We start from the raw sequence: 15,230 nt of genomic DNA, 5'->3' as shown, positions 1-15,230 counted from the left end.
AATAGGTCGGTGATCTTCAAAGTACGCTTTCATGTTGATCGATAATTTTTAGAGGAATTCCAGTGACTGTAACAATTGTATTGGCCGGGCTAGGCCCTTCAGCGGGAGTTGTAGAACATCCGAACTATAAATGCGTCGAAAAAACAACAGGCGGACGTTTGGAGTGGGTCTCTCAAGCTCCCAAAGTTCTGAATTTTCCGACTCAAGAGGCGCAAACGGATAGTTCTGCAGGTGCGGCTCTCGGAAAGGAAGAGCTTTCCAAAAAATTACTAAGTGTTGGCGCAGGGGCAAAAATTGTTGGAGGTGGTTTTTCCAGCATAAAACCGAATTTGCCATATTGGGAAAGCAAGCTCAGTTCCGCTATTGATCACTTGCTTGCGAGCAGAGTTACTGGCGAGCATTTCACGTATTATCAGTTTGAGCAAACACCTAACGAGTTACTCGGCTTCCCCAATCCAACTGAAGATACCCATACAATGGGGAGGTCAATTAATAAATTTACGACTCAAAAGTTGCCAATGTCGGAGATTGAGGCCGCAATGAAGGCCGGACAGCAAATCAAGATGATCCAGGTCAGTCCGGTTATCTTGGAAGACAATCCGAAGCGCTTCGGTCTGGCGTCGCTGGAGAAAATAGACTTCAACCACAATCCCGTGCCTAAGAATTACAACTACGGCCGGCCTGTGTTTTATCGCGCAACGACGTTAGATGGACAAAAAACGATCGTCTCGGCTGTGGTTCCCGGTGATGACTACTTCAAGCATTATGTCGCTCTGGTTCGATATGCGGTGTCCACTGTGCTGCAATACGATGCAGAGAAACTAATTACGACGATTAGTCTTCCCACATTGAGTGCCAACCTCGTCGATCATAAAGAGCTGGACAAAAAATTCGTGAAATCTGGTGATATCGTTGTCCTGGGGCACGTCGACGATATGGAGGGGCGTCTGAAAGACAAGTTGTCGGACATGAGACAGATCGATGATCATCAAAACCTAAATTATGGCTCAAAAAGGTTTCAACTCCCACATGGGTCGATTGTCAACTTTCTTGGTTGCAAAGATTCGTTCTGGGGGGGAATGGCCGGGGATGTTGCTGCTAGATGTCTAGATTTGGAAGCGTCTCAAATCATATATGTGTCGAAAATGGGCACACTGACAAAGCCGGATGATATCTACGGGCGAATTTTTTCGCCAACCCGTTTCGTAAGGTTGAATCACACCAATACGATAAGTGAAATTCACGATGTGAAAAATCCTTTGGCCGAGCGATTGGGAACTGGAATGCATGGGAGTATTCCAACGATCCATGAAGAGGACTTTAGTCAGCGGAAAAAGCTCGACGAATTTTCGGCGAATAGTATTGATAATGAGATCTCTTGTATTGCCGAAAGAGTCAGTGAACACAATGCTCGGACGGGTCGAAATGTTCCGTATCTTCCGCTAAATTTTGCCACCGACTATTTGAGAAAGGACGATGAAATTAAGCTCGAAACGCCCCACGATCTTTCAAACAATCGTACGGACAGTGCAAAAGAGAAAAAAGAAGAAATTCTGAATAGAATTGCCGCAAATCTTGCAAATTATCTTTGTGAGCACGACGAGAAACTAGCGGTAAAAGGGAACTGAGAAAGAAGGCGAAACTGTTTTCGTGAGTCATCTGAACGGTCGATCGTGCAATGGGCTGTCGGGGATTTCCAACAGTGTATTGCGGGAGTAGATGACGGTGAATCGAGTAATGGGATCAGATAGATTCGGTTGACCAGGCGAAAAGCAGGCACCCATTGGTCTTGGCTGATGGGTGCCCTTTGATGGGGTTCGCTTGAAGCAAAAGATCGCAGGCTGCGATCTATAAGCGCTAATGATGAATCACTTCAACCCGGCATACACCAGCTTTACAAAGAAATCCGGCTTGATCACGAAGTGGCCCCATTTCTGATCAAAGGCCGCCGAGGGTTTAGCGGCGACAGTCTCCTCCAGCGTTTTCCCTTGCTGCTTGAGCCGCGCCACGTTAACGCGCACCGCCACCAGCATGTCGCGGAACTCGATCACCTGCGCCCGCGTACCCACCGGACCATGGCCAGGGATTACCAGCGTGTGATCCGTGGTGCGTTCGATGGCCTCGTTGGCCCAATGGATGGCCGCATCGATACTGCCGCCGTCCTGGTTGTCGATGAACGGATAACCGGCATTCCAGAACGTATCGCCCATCGCCAGTACATCGGCTTTTTCAAAGTAGATCGACAGGTCACCGTCGGAGTGGCCAGGGCCGAAGTTCTCGACCTTGATCCTGCTTGAGTCGAAGTTGAAGGTCTTTTCCCGATCCACCAGCACAGTCGGTCGGGCCCCTTTGGCAACCGGCTGGAACGTCCAGTTCCAGTCGTCGACGTGGGTGGTCTGTGACAGATTCTTCAACGTATTGACCTGCGCGACGATGGTTGCACCGTCGGCGTTCAGCCAGGCATTGCCGTCCGTGTGGTCCCAGTGCCAGTGGGTGTTGACCACGTATTTGACCGGCGCGTCGCTGATCGCCTTGAGCGCCGCTTTGACCTTTTCCCGGGATTTGCTGATGCCCGCATCCACCAGGAAAATGCCGTCCTTGCCCGACAAAACCACGATGTTGCCGCCGGAGCCTTCGAGCACGCTGATATTGCTGCGAAGCCTGTGGGTGATGATGTCCGTGTCGGCACGCAGCAAGTAATGATGGCCGGCACCGGTATGGAAATAGTCATCCTGGGCAGGTTGTTCATCGGCGGCGAATGTCGTGCCGGTGCCCGACAAAGAGGTGATCGCGATCGCCGCTGTCAGCAAAAGCCGGACAGACAACGGGGCAGGGTGTTTTTCAGCAGGGGGCATTTGGGGTTCTCGATGGCAGGGTATGGATTCGACTCAAATGAATCGTGAAAACCTTACGCCGCGGGTTCGAGGGGCTGAAGTGCAATTTTCGTATTATGAAAATGCAGCGGGTGCACGCAGGTGCCTTGAAAGATCGCAGCCTGCGGCAGCTCCTACAGGGGAATGCGTTCCAATGTAGGAGCTGCCGAAGGCTGCGATCTTTTGATTTTGATCTTCTAAATCCAGATGGCATCCCACAAAGGATAATCCCCCACGCGCGTCACCAGGCCCGCGCGCAACGGATTCATGGTGATGTAACGGGCGGCGGCTTGCAGATCCTCATCCCGGCGCAAGGCTCGGTCGTGGTAACCCCTTTGCCATAGGCGGCTTTGTACGCCGCGCATGAGATTGATCGATCGGCAGCTTCGGGATTTGATGCGGCACACCAAGTCAGCCAGCGAGCCCTGTTGAAGCTGTAACAGCCAATGCAAGTGATCGGGCATCACTACCCAAGCCATTGACGTGACAATTTCAGTTTCATCCGCTGCGCGCAGTTGTTCGACGAGCAGGCGTGCTGATCGCCAGTCGGAAAAAACAGGTTGGCGATTATGGGTAACCGTCGTTATCAGATAAATGCGTCCCGGTTCCGAGTACCGACCTTTACGCAGGTGGCATCCATTCGCAGCGACTGGCATTCCATTGCTCTCCATCAACGTTGTAATGGATGAACGATAGTTACCGTCGGGAGCCCCAGTGAACGAAGCAATTTCGCGGTATTTCGAGGGCGTTGTTTAAAGTCAAAAGATCGCAGCCTTCGGCAGCTCCTACATTTGGAATGCGTTCCCCTGTAGGAGCTGCCGAAGGCTGCGATTTTTTTCCGTCAACAGTTGAGCATTGCGGCCAACTCGCTCAGCGAATCCGCAACGATGTCCCAGTCTTGAGTGGGATGCAGATCCGATGTCTGCTGAGGGCCATATTCAGTGGGACGCCGGATGAATACCGTGCGAAAACCGCACGCTCGTGCAGCGACAAGATCGTCGTTGTGTGCCGCGACCATGGCCACACGATGCGGTGGCAATCCCACGGCTTCGGCTGACCTCAAATACACCTCTGGCTGAGGCTTGTAAGCGCGGGCGAGTCCCGCACCGGTGATGACATCCCAAGGCAAACCACCGAAGCGAGCCAGGTTCATCATCCCGGCGATGTGGCCGTTGGAGATCGGGCCGATGGCGAAGCGTCGCTTCAAGCGTGTGAGGCCTTCGACCGAGTCAGGCCATGGGTCGAGCCTCTCCCAGGCAGCACCCCAGGCGGCGATATCCGATTCTTCGAGTCGTCCGGCCTCGACGCCGTGCCTGATCAGCAACGCCTCGAGATTCTCCCGGTTCAAAATGTCCAGTGTCAAGAAGGCACGCTCGCCCGAGCGGATGCGTTGCATCGAGGGCTGGTAGAGCGACCGCCATTCATCGGCGAAGGCCAGTGGGTCGATCTGCACGCCAAGCCTTTGCAAGTACGGTGCAGATTCCCGGGCAATACTCGTACGCCAGTCAACCACGGTGCCAAAGACATCGAAGCCAAGGAATCCAACGTCTTCAATACCGGTCATGTTCAGTCTCCTGTGTGGACAAGGCGCGCTTCAGCGCCAGCCGAGGGCGGGTGCGACGTGCTTGAGGATGGATTCTATGACATGCGCGCAATAGTCCACGCCCAGTTGATTGGGGATGGTCAGCAGCAGGGTATCGGCCGCCGCGATGGCTTCATCCCTGGCGAGTGCTTCGATCAGGGCCTCGGGTTCTGCCGCGTAATTTCGGCCGAAGATCGTTTGGATGTCACCGTCGAGAAAGCCGATCGTATCCTCATTCTGGCTGTCTCGGCCAAAGTACATCCGGTCCATGTCGTTGGTGATCGCGAAGATGCTGCGGCTGACCGACGTACGAGGCTGCCGGGTATGCCCGGCCTGTTTCCAGGCTTCGTGATAAGCGCGGATCTGTTCGGCTTGCTGGATGTGCAGGGGGCGGCCGTTCTCATCGTTCTTCAGTGTCGACGTCTGCAGGTTCATGCCCATTTGCGCCGCCCACACCGCCGTCGCGACCGAGCCCGAACCCCACCAGATCCGGTCACGCAGGCCTTCGGAGTGCGGCTCGATCCGCAGCAACCCGGGCGGGTTGGCAAACATGGGCCGCGGGTTCGGCTCGGCGAAACCCTTGCCGCGCAGCAATTCATAAAACACTTCGGTATGACGCCGTGCGAGGTCGGCATGGGTCTCGCCTTCGTTTGGCGCGTAGCCGAAATGGCGCCAGCCATCGATGACCTGCTCGCCGGAGCCTCGACTGATGCCCAGTTGCAAGCGCCCACCGGCGATCAGATCAGCCGCGCCGGCATCTTCGACCATGTAGTAAGGGTTCTCGTAGCGCATGTCGATGACGCCGGTGCCGATTTCAATCCGGCTGGTTCTGGCCCCGACGGCTGCCAGCAGGGGGAAGGGCGACGACAGTTGCCGGGCGAAATGATGAACGCGGAAAAACGCCCCGTCGGCGCCCAGTTCCTCGGCCGCGACGGCCAGATCGATGGATTGCAGAAGCACGTCGGCAGCCGAACGTGTTTGCGAATGCGCAGACGGGGTCCAGTGCCCGAAGGAGAGGAAGCCGATTTTTTTCATGGGACGCTCGCGACAGGAATGGGGTGGATGGCGCTAATGTAGTCCGCCCAATCCACAACCTGTAGCCCACTGGTCTTTGTGACAGCTTCAACCATTGGTTGTGAATCAGCCGTTTGCGGTGGAAGCCAAATGGTACGCCACCAAAGCATTGGCATGCCCATGTCCCATGCCGTGTTCGGTTTTGAGAACGGCCACCATCTCCATGTGCTTCTTGCCCTCCAGGGTTTTGAGAAGGTCCAGCCAGTGAGTGACTGGGTGCCCATACTTCTTTTCAATCGAGGGGAAATACGATGCGGGGCCTTTTACTTTTGTCTCTTCGGTCATGACGCAAGCTCCTTTTTTGCGGTCCGGTGATACACATCAGTTGCTTTGTTTTTGCTTGAGATCAGCTTCGCTCCAGACGCCACTGAGCGGGCCACCCGGCAAGCCTTCAGCGGCTCGCGACAGCGGGAAGGGCACCGGGACGAAACCGGCATCGCGCACCAAGCGGGCACCCATTTCACGGGCCTGGGCGTCGTCGGCGAAAACCGGAATCGCCTTGCCCTGGCCAGACTGGTCTTTCATGGACAGGTAACCAATGGCGTTGAAGGCCCGTACCAGATGCACGCCGGGCAGATACTGCTGGTCGGCCAATGAAACGCCTGTCTCCAGCGCCTTGCGCCCGATATCGCCGTCACGTCCGCTGAAGGGGTTGCTGGTGCTGAACACCACCTTGCCGTTGAGCTGGCCCTTGAGCTGTTCCGACAGCGCCGGCATGGCGCCGTAGGGAACACTCAGCACGATCACATCGCCCCATTTCGCCGCATCGGCGACCGTGCCGGCCCGGGCGTTGGCGCCGGCGTTTTTGACCAGCTCGGTCAACTCCTCGGGGTGGCGTGACGAAAACATCACCGAATGCCCGGCCTTGACCCACAGCGTGCCGAGCGTACCGCCGACCTTGCCGGCGCCGATCACGCCGATTTTCAGGGTGTCCGCGGCGACTTGGCCGCTGCACAGGATCAAGCCGGAGAACATCAAAAACAGAATCTTGAACATGCTCTGCGCCCCTCTGGTCGGGAAGTGATGTAACCACCGTAGTAGAGCCAGGGGAGATGCGAAAGGCGAGGAGGGACGGGCAAGTGGTTTTCGAATCGGCTGCTTGTTTGAATCTAGCCATTCGTCCGTTGAACTTGGGTTGACAGTACCTCTCTAAAGAAAATGTGGGAAAATTTCCCACGCAAATGTGCTAACTGGCTTCGAGGGATCGTGCGGGTACCGCAGTAGCTCGTCAGTGCTGCAGATTTATGGCCGTGCCGGTTGGCTGGCCGCACTTTGGGCGGCTGGAAACTCACTGGATATTGCGTTCGATACGGAGATGACTACGCAGCTCCAAGCGGAGGTTCATCATGCATATCAACAAATGTTTACTGGCTCTGGCCATAGGCGGAGTCCTGTCGGCATCGACTGTCTTGGTACCGGACTACATCAGTGGTTTCTCCAGCGTATACGCCAGAGATGGCGGTAGCGGCGGGGGTGGTGGAGGCGGCGGCGGTGGCGGCCATGGTGGTGGCGGCTCCGGTAGCGGCGGAGGCGGTGGCGGTGGCCACGGCGGCGGCTCCGGTGGTGGTAACGGTGGCGGTGGCGGCGGTAGTGGCCACGGTGACGGCGGAGGCGGCGGTAATGGCAACGGAGGCGGTGGTAACGGCAACGGTGGCGGAGGTGGCCACGGTGGCGGTGGCGCCGGCGGTAACGGTGGCGGCAACGGTGGTGGCGGCGCCGGCGCTGGCAATGGCGGCCATGGAGACGGTGGCGGTCATGCAGGCCAGGGGCACGGCGATGACCATGGCGGCGTGGCTGGCAATGGCAACAGAGGCCCGGGCAATGCCCGTGACAACGATGCCAATGATGACAATGGCGGCGTAGCCGGCAACAGAGGTCCGGGCAACGCCCGTGACAACGACGACAATGATGACAACGATCGCGACAGGGACGCTGCCAGAAACGATGCAGACGCCGCCCGAGACGCCGCCCGCGCGGATGCAGACGCAGCTCGTGATGCCGCCAAGGCAGCAGCGGATGCGACCAGGAATGCCGCCCGAGCCGATGCGGACGCCGCCAGGGCTGCTGCAAGAGCCGCTGGCGATCCAAACGCTGACGCAACCCGAGATGCTGCGAGGGCCGCGGCCGATGCAGCCCGCGACGCCGCCAGGAGAGACGCGGACGCAACCCGGGATGCGGCCAGAGCGGCTGCTGACGCGACCAGGAATGCCGCAAGAAATGGGGCGGCCGCTCCAGGCGCACCGGTTCAGGCACAGAACTAGGTCCTTCCCTTGAACAATGAAATTGGCGCAGTGCGCTGCTAGGCAAAGATCGCGCCCTGCGGCAGCTCCTACAGGATCACGCATTCTGTAGGAGCTGCCGCAGGCTGCGATCTTTTTTTGCGGCTGAAAGATCATCTACCGCTCGTCGCCCGAACGAAAAATAATCTTTGACATCATCCGGCGTTTGGACGAGTATTTGTACATCGCATGCGATCTAATCGAAAGCGATCAAAAATACACAGCCCTTTGGAGACCCAGCCATGAACATCGAAAGCAGCCACAAAATGCCCCGTTCTTCCGCTCACGCTTTCGATGGCCACAACGGCAATAACTGGATCACTGCACCAGCGGCTTGATGAACCACGTTTTTTACACCATAAACATCGCATGCGATCTTATCGCATAGAAAATTTAACAGTGAGGAAGCACCCATGAGCAAGATCGAAAAAGTCCTGGTTACCGGCAAAACCCATACCACCCACAGCGCTGTCGGCAACGGCAACCTCGACATCGAACTGTCTTCGCCTGGTGCTGCCCAGCCAGTCCACGTGTTCGCCGCCACCCAGCCGCACCCGAAAGCCGAGCAACTGTTCGCCGGCGCCTGGTCGGCCTGCTACACCGCAGCAGTGGGACTGGTCGCTCAAGAGCGTAATATCGTGTTGCCGGCGAATATGGCGGTAGACATTGAAGTGGACCTGGGCCAGACAGGGCCGGCCTACTTCCTCCAGGCTCGCCTGACCCTGAGCGTACCGGGGCTGGCACATGACGTCGCAACCGAGCTTGCGCACATCGCTGACTCCATCTGCCCTTACTCCAAAGCCACGCGCGGCAACATCGACGTTGCCCTGAACGTGATCACGGCGTAACGCCTGAATAGTTGGCTAATATATCGCGTACGATACAAGCGCATACGAATTTAATCCCTGTAAACCCGAGGCAATCATCATGAGCAAGATCGAAAAAGTACTGGCCAGCGGCAAAACCCACACCACTCACAGCAGCACCGGCAACACCTCGCGCGGCCACAATGGCAGCCTCGACATCGAGCTGTCCTCGCCTGGCAGCACCACGCCGGCACATGTGTTCAGCGGCGTGCAGCCCCACCCGAAAGCCGAGCAACTGTTCGCCGGGGCCTGGTCGGCCTGCTACATCGCGGCAGTGGGGCTGGCGGCCCAACAGTTGAAGGTGACACTGCCGGCCGATACCGCTGTCGACATCGAAGTGGATCTTGGCCAGACCGGCGCGGAGTACTTCCTCCAGGCCCGACTGACCCTGAGCGTGCCGGGCCTGTCGAACGAGGTCGCGACTGAACTTGCGCACCGCGCCGACTCGATCTGCCCGTACTCCAAGGCCACTCGCGGCAACATCGACGTCGCCATCAACGTCATCACTGCTTGAGGCGACACGCTGCCGGTTCATCAGGGCCTCCCTGGTGGACCGGTGGTGCTCTTTCATAGGCGACATGGAAAGCGAGCACTACCGATACCATCGCATGCGATGTATATTCGGGCCTCGCAATCCATTCGTTTTTGGCCACAGAGAACGCTCATGAAATCGACCAAGAAGCCAGCCGCCCTCGACCTGAAGCTCTCTGAATTCCTGTGCTTTGCGGTCTATTCCTCAAACCTCGCCTTCGGCAAGGCCTACAAGCCGATGCTTGAACGGCTCGGGCTGACCTATACGCAATACATCACCCTCGTTGCGCTGTGGGAAGAAGACAACCAGACGGTTGGCAGCCTCGGCGAAAAGCTGTTCCTCGAATCCAACACCCTGACGCCGATCCTGAAGAAGCTTGAGGCAATGGGGTATTTGCTGCGTCAACGCGACCCGGAAGATGAACGCCAGGTACGCATCAGCCTGACCAGGGAAGGGCGCGAACTGCGCGAAGGCCTGACGGAAGACGGCTTTCCGCAGACCGGGCTGGATCCCGATGACTTCGAGCAAATGCAGAAAGCCATCGTCAAATTACGCACAAATCTCATCCGCTCGACGAAAGACAGGGAATAAGCAGGATCTTGTGATCCACTTGTTCAACAATGAGACAACCGCCTTCCGGCGGTCCTGTCAGAAGAAATTGATCTCGTAGCCGAAGCGTGATGCCGCGGCAACGATATGCTGCCCCATGATCTGCCGCGCCGCCGTTGCATTGCGATCGACCAGCGCCTGCACCAGTTCTTCATGTTCCCCGCGCGCCGCATGGGGAATATTGCTGAACATCGGGCCCCGCCGCGCGAAGTTCATCGTGATCAAGGCCCGCATCGGTTCGAGCACCGTGCGAATCATTGTCTCCAGGTAATCATTGCCCGATGCGGCGGCCACCGCCCGGTGAAAGTCGAGGTCGGCGTTGACTGTCTCCAGCGTCGGCTCGCCTTCGTACTGCATGCGCAGGACCGCTGCCTGAATCATTTTCAGTTTGCCCGGTGTCATGTGCGAGGCCGCGAGTGCAGCGGCCTGGCTTTCCAGTACCGCCCGCACTTCGAACATGTTGCGCACCGTATTGTCACCGTCGAGCATCGGCTCACTGGCACGCGGCGTTGCCGATACAGGTTCCGCGGATTGAGCCGGGGCCGAGACGAATACGCCCACACCCTGGCGCGACTGGATCAGCCCCTGCGCCCGAAGCGTCGCGATCCCTTCCCGGACAACGTTCCTGCTGACACCGAAGTTTTGCGAGAGAAATTGCTCGGTCGGCAAACGGTCGCCCGGGCGCAGTCGGCCGGAGGCGATTTCGTCGCTCAAAGAACGGGCGATGTGCTCGGCAAGATGGGGTCGGCGCGCCACGGGTTGCAGGTTCATTTCACTCATGTTCATCCCTCTCACTTGTCTACTTAATCTACATCAGAAGACTTGTTCCAGACAGTCAAAACTGAAGTTCAATGCCGACATAAACAATAATATCAATAAAAACAATAGCTTAATCTGGTGAAAGTCAAAGTCTACGAAAAAGCACAAGTTGTTCAGTTGAAGAACAACAGGACGTCATGTAGGTTGTGCTCAACCCGACGCGGCAAAAATCCAAATCACCGCGCCGATTTTGCAACCTGCTTGAGGCCCGGCCTTATGAAAATTGCCAGCATTGAAACCATTCCGCTTCGCATCCCCTTCACCACGGGGGGCAAGTCAGCCGGCGGGGTCTGGGGGCCGAAAGACCTGCAGATGGTCGATTCCCTGGTGGTCAAGATCACTACCGATGACGGCATCGTCGGTTATGGCGAGACCTTCGGCTTCACCGCGATTCCGGCGGTGAAAGTGGTGATCGACAACATCCTTGCGCCTGAACTGCTCGGCAGTGACGTCACGCGACGGGAGAAATTGCAGGGCGACCTGCAGAAGAAATTCCACGTTTTCGGTCGCAGCGGCGCGTTCATCTACGGTCTGTCGGCGATCGATATCGCGCTGTGGGATATCGCAGGCAAAGCTGCCGGCCAGCCGATCTACCAGTTGCTGGGCGGCAGCGAGGCCACGTCGCTTGCGGCCTATGCGAGCCTGATCCGTTATGCCGACCCCGAGCTGATCCGCGTCAATGTGCAGCGTGCGGTCAACGACGGCTTCCGCCATCTCAAGCTGCATGAGGTGGATCCCGACGTCATTCGTGCCGCTTGCGAAGCCGCTGGTCCCGGAGTGGAAATCACCCTCGACGTCAACGCGCCGTGGTCAGTGCGCGAAGCCCTGGACATGACCGAAAAACTGCGCCCGCTGAACCTGCGCTGGATAGAAGAACCCGTCTGGCCACCGGAAGACTATGCCGGTCTGGCGCGGGTTCGCCAGCAAGGCGGGATTCCCGTCGCGGCGGGTGAGAACGCCTCGACCCTCATGGACTTCCAGCACCTGCTTGAGGCCGGCGCAGTGGATTTCGTGCAGCCAAGCCCGGCGAAAATGGGCGGCATCACCGAACTGCAAAAAGTCTATGCACTGGCCAACGCCCATGGCGTCACCGTGATGGTCCACGCCTTTTACGACGGCCCGGGCCTGCTGGCTGCGGTGCACGGCAGTGCGGCCCTCGGCGGGGCGAAGTCGCTCGTCGAGTGGCGTTACTTCGATCTCGAAGCGCAGCTCTATGGCGACGCCATCATTCCGCACAACGGACGCATCAAGGTGCCGCAAGGCCCGGGGCTCGGCATCGAGCCGAACCAGGACGTCATCCGCGATTACCGCTTCAAACCCTGACCCCGTTGATCGAGGCCGCTGCCGCAACCGCTGCGTCGGCCTCGATCAGTCATGGCCGCATTCTTGATAAAAATAAATACGAGGATTGAGCAAATGTTAGACAGAATCGTAGGGCCCATCCTGCCCGTCGCCTTCGTGATTGCGCTTGGCTACATCGCCGGCAAGCGCGGACGACTCAGCCAGTCGGACAGCCTGCTGATCAGCCGGCTGGTGCTCGGCTGGATCTTCCCGGCGCTGCTGTTTGTCGGGATGGCGAGCACGCCCCGTGAACAACTGTTCGACTTCAAATTCGTCGTGGCCACGTTCATCGGCATCATGGGCATGTACCTGATCGCGCTGGCGATCGGCTGGTACAGCACGCGCGATCTGAAGGTGGCGACGCTCAAGGGGTTCGTCAACGGTTACCCCGACGCGGCCTTCATGGGTATTCCGATCCTGGGTGCCATGTACGGCGTGGGCAGCATCTATTCGGTGCTGGTGCTGAACCTGGTCGCGAGCCTGGTGATGATTCCGCTGACCACCATGTTGCTGACCATCGCCGATGGCAAGGGCAGCGGCAGGGAGGCGTTCGTGTCGAGCCTGTCCGGTGCGGTACGCCGTCCGCTGATGTGGGCACCGGCCCTGGGCATTCTGCTCTCGCTGCTGCAGGTCAAGTTGCCGCCGCTGGCTGCCGAGTCTTTCAATCTGCTGGGCAAGGCGACGCCAGGTGTGTCCCTGCTGTGCCTGGGCCTGATCATGTCGTCGGAGAAGCTGAAGATGTCGGGCGAGGTCTGGACCAACCTTGGCCTCAAGCTGTTCATCCACCCTGTATTGATGTTCGGCGCCACTATTCTGCTGGGCACGCATGGGCTCTACGCACAACAGATGATCCTGCTGTGCGCGCTGCCATCGGCGACCATTCCGGCGATGTTCGCGAACCAGACCGGCGCCTATCAGAGCGAAGCCGCGACCTCGATTCTGGTCAGTACCGTCCTGTCGATCGTGACGTTCTCCGTGGCGATTTATTTGATCGATGGAGGCGTTGCCGCGGTTTGACAGCGGGTTCAAAAAAGATCGCAGCTGGCGTCGGTGCCTGTCCTGGAATGCATTTCCATACAGGCGCCGACGCCGGCTGCGATCTTTCTTTTTTTGAGGGGGAGGGCATTGCGAGGTACTTGTGTATCGCTGTGTATCCGAAGCCGCTGTTCGCAGACTGGCTTACAAATGCCCCTCGATCCGGATACATCCGGGATACACGGTTGCAGTCAAATAGCCCTGCCTTAGCGAGAAAGCAGATGCGACTCGCACCACGGCTTATCGCCCTTGTGGCAAGACCGAAGCGGCTGGGCCGCACACTGTATCTGGAGAAATAACCATGTCCCGTATGTCGAACAAATCCCGCATTGGCCTGATCGCAGTTGCACTGGCCGGCACCATGAACCTCGCTTCTTCCGCATTCGCCGCTGAAGCACTGCCACAAGGCTACCAACTGGCCTCGGCGGAAAAAACCAGCGAAGGCAAGTGTGGCGAAGGCAAGTGCGGTGCCGGCGAAGCCGGCGCCAAAGTCACCAAGGCCGGCGAAGGCAAATGCGGTGAAGGCAAATGCGGCGACGCCTCCTTCGCCCGCACCGACACCGACCACGATGGCCGCGTATCCCTTAAAGAACTGCTGGCTGTAGCGCCACAGGGCGGTGAAGAGTTCAAGGCGATGGACACCAACGGTGACGGCTACCTCTCCGAAGCCGAGGTCTACAAATTCCGCACCAACCAGTACATCTCCAACGGCAAGAAAGTACCGACCGAGCTGTTCACCAAAATGAGCAAGGCGCAGAACTGATTGCTTGAAGCGGTTGTAAAAAAACCTCCCCGGCTTTTTGGCCGGGGAGGTTTTTTTGTGCCTGGCAAAAGGCAAATACAGGCGCGGTGCAGGAGCTGTGTAGGAGCTGTCGAGTGCAACGAGGCTGCGATCTTCTGATCTTGATCTCGCCTTTCAAGATCAGGATCAAAAGATCGCAGCCTGCGGCAGCTCCAACAGGCTAATCAGTCAAACGCACTGCGATAGGCAAATATCCCCGGCAATCCACCGGTCATCACAAACAGCAGGTTGCTGCCCGCCGGGAAATCCCCCCGGCGCACCGCGGCCAGCAGACCGGCAAAGGCCTTGCCGCCATAGACCGGATCGGTGAGCAGGCCTTCGTGGGAGGCGAGCAGGCGCACGGCCTCCAGCATGGCTTCGGTCGGTGCGCCATAGGCTTCGCCGCGTTGGCTGCCATCGACCTTGATCGAGGCTTCGGCCAGCGTAGTGGAGGGGGAGAGCAGTTGCAGGACTTGCCCGGTTTTTTCCAGGGTCAGGGCCGATGCCTGTTCTTCGGTTGCCAGCACGGAGTAGCCGAGGATTTTCGTCGAAGCCTGGGCCAGGGTGACGCCGGCCAGCAGTCCGGAGTGTGTCCCGGCGCTGCCGTTGGGGAGGGTGATTTGCTCGAACTGGATGCCGAGTGCATCGGCCTGGCGCAGGATTTCACTGGCGCAGGCGGCGTAACCGAGGCTGCCTCGGGGGCTGGAGCCGCCCAAGGGCATGACGAAAGGTTGCTTGCCTTGTTGTTTGAGCCTGTCGACCAGCTCGGCAGCATAGGCATCAGGTGCGACGCCGCGAGGCAGCCGATGGATTTTCGCGCCGAAAAGCGCGTCGAGCACGACATTGCCGTTGTGGCAGAAGTCGTCGTCGCTGCGCACGGCCGACGGGGTCAGGATCAGCTCGCAGGCCAGGCCTTGCTGGGCGGCGACGGCCGCGGTCAGGCGGGCATGGTTGGATTGAAAACCACCCCAGGTCACCAGGGTTTCGGCACCGGCGGCCAATGCCTCGCCGAGCAGGAATTCGAGCTTGCGCAGCTTGTTGCCACCCCCGCCGAGGCCGGTCAGGTCGTCGCGCTTGACGTAGATATTGCAGCCGTTCAACTCGGGAAGTCGGCTCAGTCGCTGCAGTTTCTGGATCGGTGTCGGGCCTTCGAGCAGCGCCACTCGTGGGTAGGTGGCCAGCGCGGCATCGAGATGACTCAAATCGTGTGGCATGAAGGATCACTCTTGGGCGTAGATGAACGTAGAGCATCGGCCACTGTAGAAAGGCGCCTGATGAAGATATACGGCTGTTTGGGAATTACTGTTGATACACCATGTAATCAAATGCCGGACACCGCCCCCCCCTGTAGGAGCGAGCTTGCTCGCGATGGATGACGGAGCGCCGCGGGGCATCAGGCAGCCAGCGTCATCGTTAACGACCATCGCGAGCAGGCTCGC

At 58.2% G+C, this 15,230-nt stretch carries 16 protein-coding genes; 8 read left to right on the top strand and 8 right to left on the bottom strand.

Annotation, left to right across the window (positions count from 1 at the left end; all coding sequences use genetic code 11):
* The first annotated feature begins 62 nt into the window (after positions 1–62).
* A complete protein-coding gene (locus ABTV29_RS18315) occupies positions 63–1,628 on the top strand; it encodes a hypothetical protein (RefSeq protein ID WP_433766061.1) in 1,566 nt (521 codons plus the stop codon).
* Between the two features lie 240 nt (positions 1,629–1,868).
* Here the strand turns inward: ABTV29_RS18315 and ABTV29_RS18310 are convergent, their stop codons facing one another.
* The 6 genes from ABTV29_RS18310 to ABTV29_RS18285 form a co-directional block, all read right to left on the bottom strand.
* Entirely contained in the window at positions 1,869–2,855 is a 987-nt protein-coding gene (locus ABTV29_RS18310; protein WP_433766060.1) for an MBL fold metallo-hydrolase, read from the bottom strand.
* 215 nt (positions 2,856–3,070) lie between these two features.
* Positions 3,071–3,529, bottom strand: coding sequence for an REP-associated tyrosine transposase (locus ABTV29_RS18305; RefSeq protein ID WP_433766058.1), 459 nt, complete (start codon positions 3,527–3,529; stop codon positions 3,071–3,073).
* A 185-nt stretch (positions 3,530–3,714) separates the two neighbouring features.
* Positions 3,715–4,437 carry a haloacid dehalogenase type II gene (locus tag ABTV29_RS18300; RefSeq protein ID WP_433766056.1) on the bottom strand — a complete coding sequence of 241 codons (723 nt, stop codon included), beginning with the start codon at positions 4,435–4,437 and terminating at the stop codon, positions 3,715–3,717.
* A 30-nt stretch (positions 4,438–4,467) separates the two neighbouring features.
* On the bottom strand, positions 4,468–5,490 hold the full coding sequence (locus ABTV29_RS18295) for an LLM class flavin-dependent oxidoreductase (protein WP_433766054.1): 1,023 nt from the start codon (positions 5,488–5,490) through the stop codon (positions 4,468–4,470).
* 105 nt (positions 5,491–5,595) lie between these two features.
* A complete protein-coding gene (locus ABTV29_RS18290) occupies positions 5,596–5,814 on the bottom strand; it encodes a DUF4287 domain-containing protein (RefSeq protein ID WP_433766052.1) in 219 nt (72 codons plus the stop codon).
* A gap of 36 nt (positions 5,815–5,850) precedes the next feature.
* A complete protein-coding gene (locus ABTV29_RS18285) occupies positions 5,851–6,525 on the bottom strand; it encodes an NADPH-dependent F420 reductase (protein WP_433766050.1) in 675 nt (224 codons plus the stop codon).
* Between the two features lie 350 nt (positions 6,526–6,875).
* Here ABTV29_RS18285 and ABTV29_RS18280 point away from each other — a divergent pair, with 350 nt between their 5' ends.
* The 4 genes from ABTV29_RS18280 (at position 6,876) to ABTV29_RS18265 (ending at position 9,797) form a co-directional block, all read left to right on the top strand.
* Positions 6,876–7,790 (top strand): hypothetical protein, encoded by a 915-nt coding sequence (locus ABTV29_RS18280; RefSeq protein ID WP_433766048.1) that lies wholly within the window; start codon positions 6,876–6,878, stop codon positions 7,788–7,790.
* Between the two features lie 431 nt (positions 7,791–8,221).
* The gene (locus ABTV29_RS18275; protein WP_433766046.1) at positions 8,222–8,656 is read left to right on the top strand and encodes an Ohr family peroxiredoxin; all 435 of its coding nucleotides are present in this window, start codon (positions 8,222–8,224) and stop codon (positions 8,654–8,656) included.
* 79 nt (positions 8,657–8,735) lie between these two features.
* Positions 8,736–9,188: an Ohr family peroxiredoxin gene (locus ABTV29_RS18270; RefSeq protein WP_433766045.1), complete on the top strand. Its 453-nt coding sequence runs from the start codon at positions 8,736–8,738 to the stop codon at positions 9,186–9,188.
* A 150-nt stretch (positions 9,189–9,338) separates the two neighbouring features.
* Entirely contained in the window at positions 9,339–9,797 is a 459-nt protein-coding gene (locus ABTV29_RS18265; protein WP_433766043.1) for a MarR family winged helix-turn-helix transcriptional regulator, read from the top strand.
* A gap of 57 nt (positions 9,798–9,854) precedes the next feature.
* On the opposite strand, the gene ABTV29_RS18260 is transcribed toward ABTV29_RS18265, so the two are convergent.
* On the bottom strand, positions 9,855–10,601 hold the full coding sequence (locus ABTV29_RS18260) for a FadR/GntR family transcriptional regulator (protein WP_433766041.1): 747 nt from the start codon (positions 10,599–10,601) through the stop codon (positions 9,855–9,857).
* A gap of 249 nt (positions 10,602–10,850) precedes the next feature.
* On the opposite strand from ABTV29_RS18260, the gene ABTV29_RS18255 reads away from it, so the two are divergent.
* The 3 genes from ABTV29_RS18255 to ABTV29_RS18245 all read left to right on the top strand — a co-directional run bounded on the left by ABTV29_RS18255 (position 10,851) and on the right by ABTV29_RS18245 (position 13,773).
* Positions 10,851–11,957, top strand: coding sequence for a mandelate racemase/muconate lactonizing enzyme family protein (locus ABTV29_RS18255; RefSeq protein WP_433766039.1), 1,107 nt, complete (start codon positions 10,851–10,853; stop codon positions 11,955–11,957).
* A 93-nt stretch (positions 11,958–12,050) separates the two neighbouring features.
* Positions 12,051–12,992 carry an AEC family transporter gene (locus tag ABTV29_RS18250; RefSeq protein WP_433766038.1) on the top strand — a complete coding sequence of 314 codons (942 nt, stop codon included), beginning with the start codon at positions 12,051–12,053 and terminating at the stop codon, positions 12,990–12,992.
* Between the two features lie 319 nt (positions 12,993–13,311).
* Entirely contained in the window at positions 13,312–13,773 is a 462-nt protein-coding gene (locus tag ABTV29_RS18245) for an HvfA family oxazolone/thioamide-modified RiPP metallophore (protein WP_433766037.1), read from the top strand.
* Between the two features lie 203 nt (positions 13,774–13,976).
* On the opposite strand, the gene ABTV29_RS18240 is transcribed toward ABTV29_RS18245, so the two are convergent.
* Complete coding sequence (locus ABTV29_RS18240) at positions 13,977–15,005, bottom strand: D-cysteine desulfhydrase family protein (protein WP_433766035.1); 1,029 nt, start codon at positions 15,003–15,005, stop codon at positions 13,977–13,979.
* Between the last annotated feature and the right edge of the window lie 225 nt (positions 15,006–15,230).

The sequence above is a fragment of the Pseudomonas putida genome (assembly GCF_050989985.1).
In the GTDB taxonomy this organism is placed as follows: Bacteria; Pseudomonadota; Gammaproteobacteria; order Pseudomonadales; family Pseudomonadaceae; genus Aquipseudomonas; species Aquipseudomonas putida_AI.
This window is presented reverse-complemented; position numbering and strand designations above follow the sequence as displayed.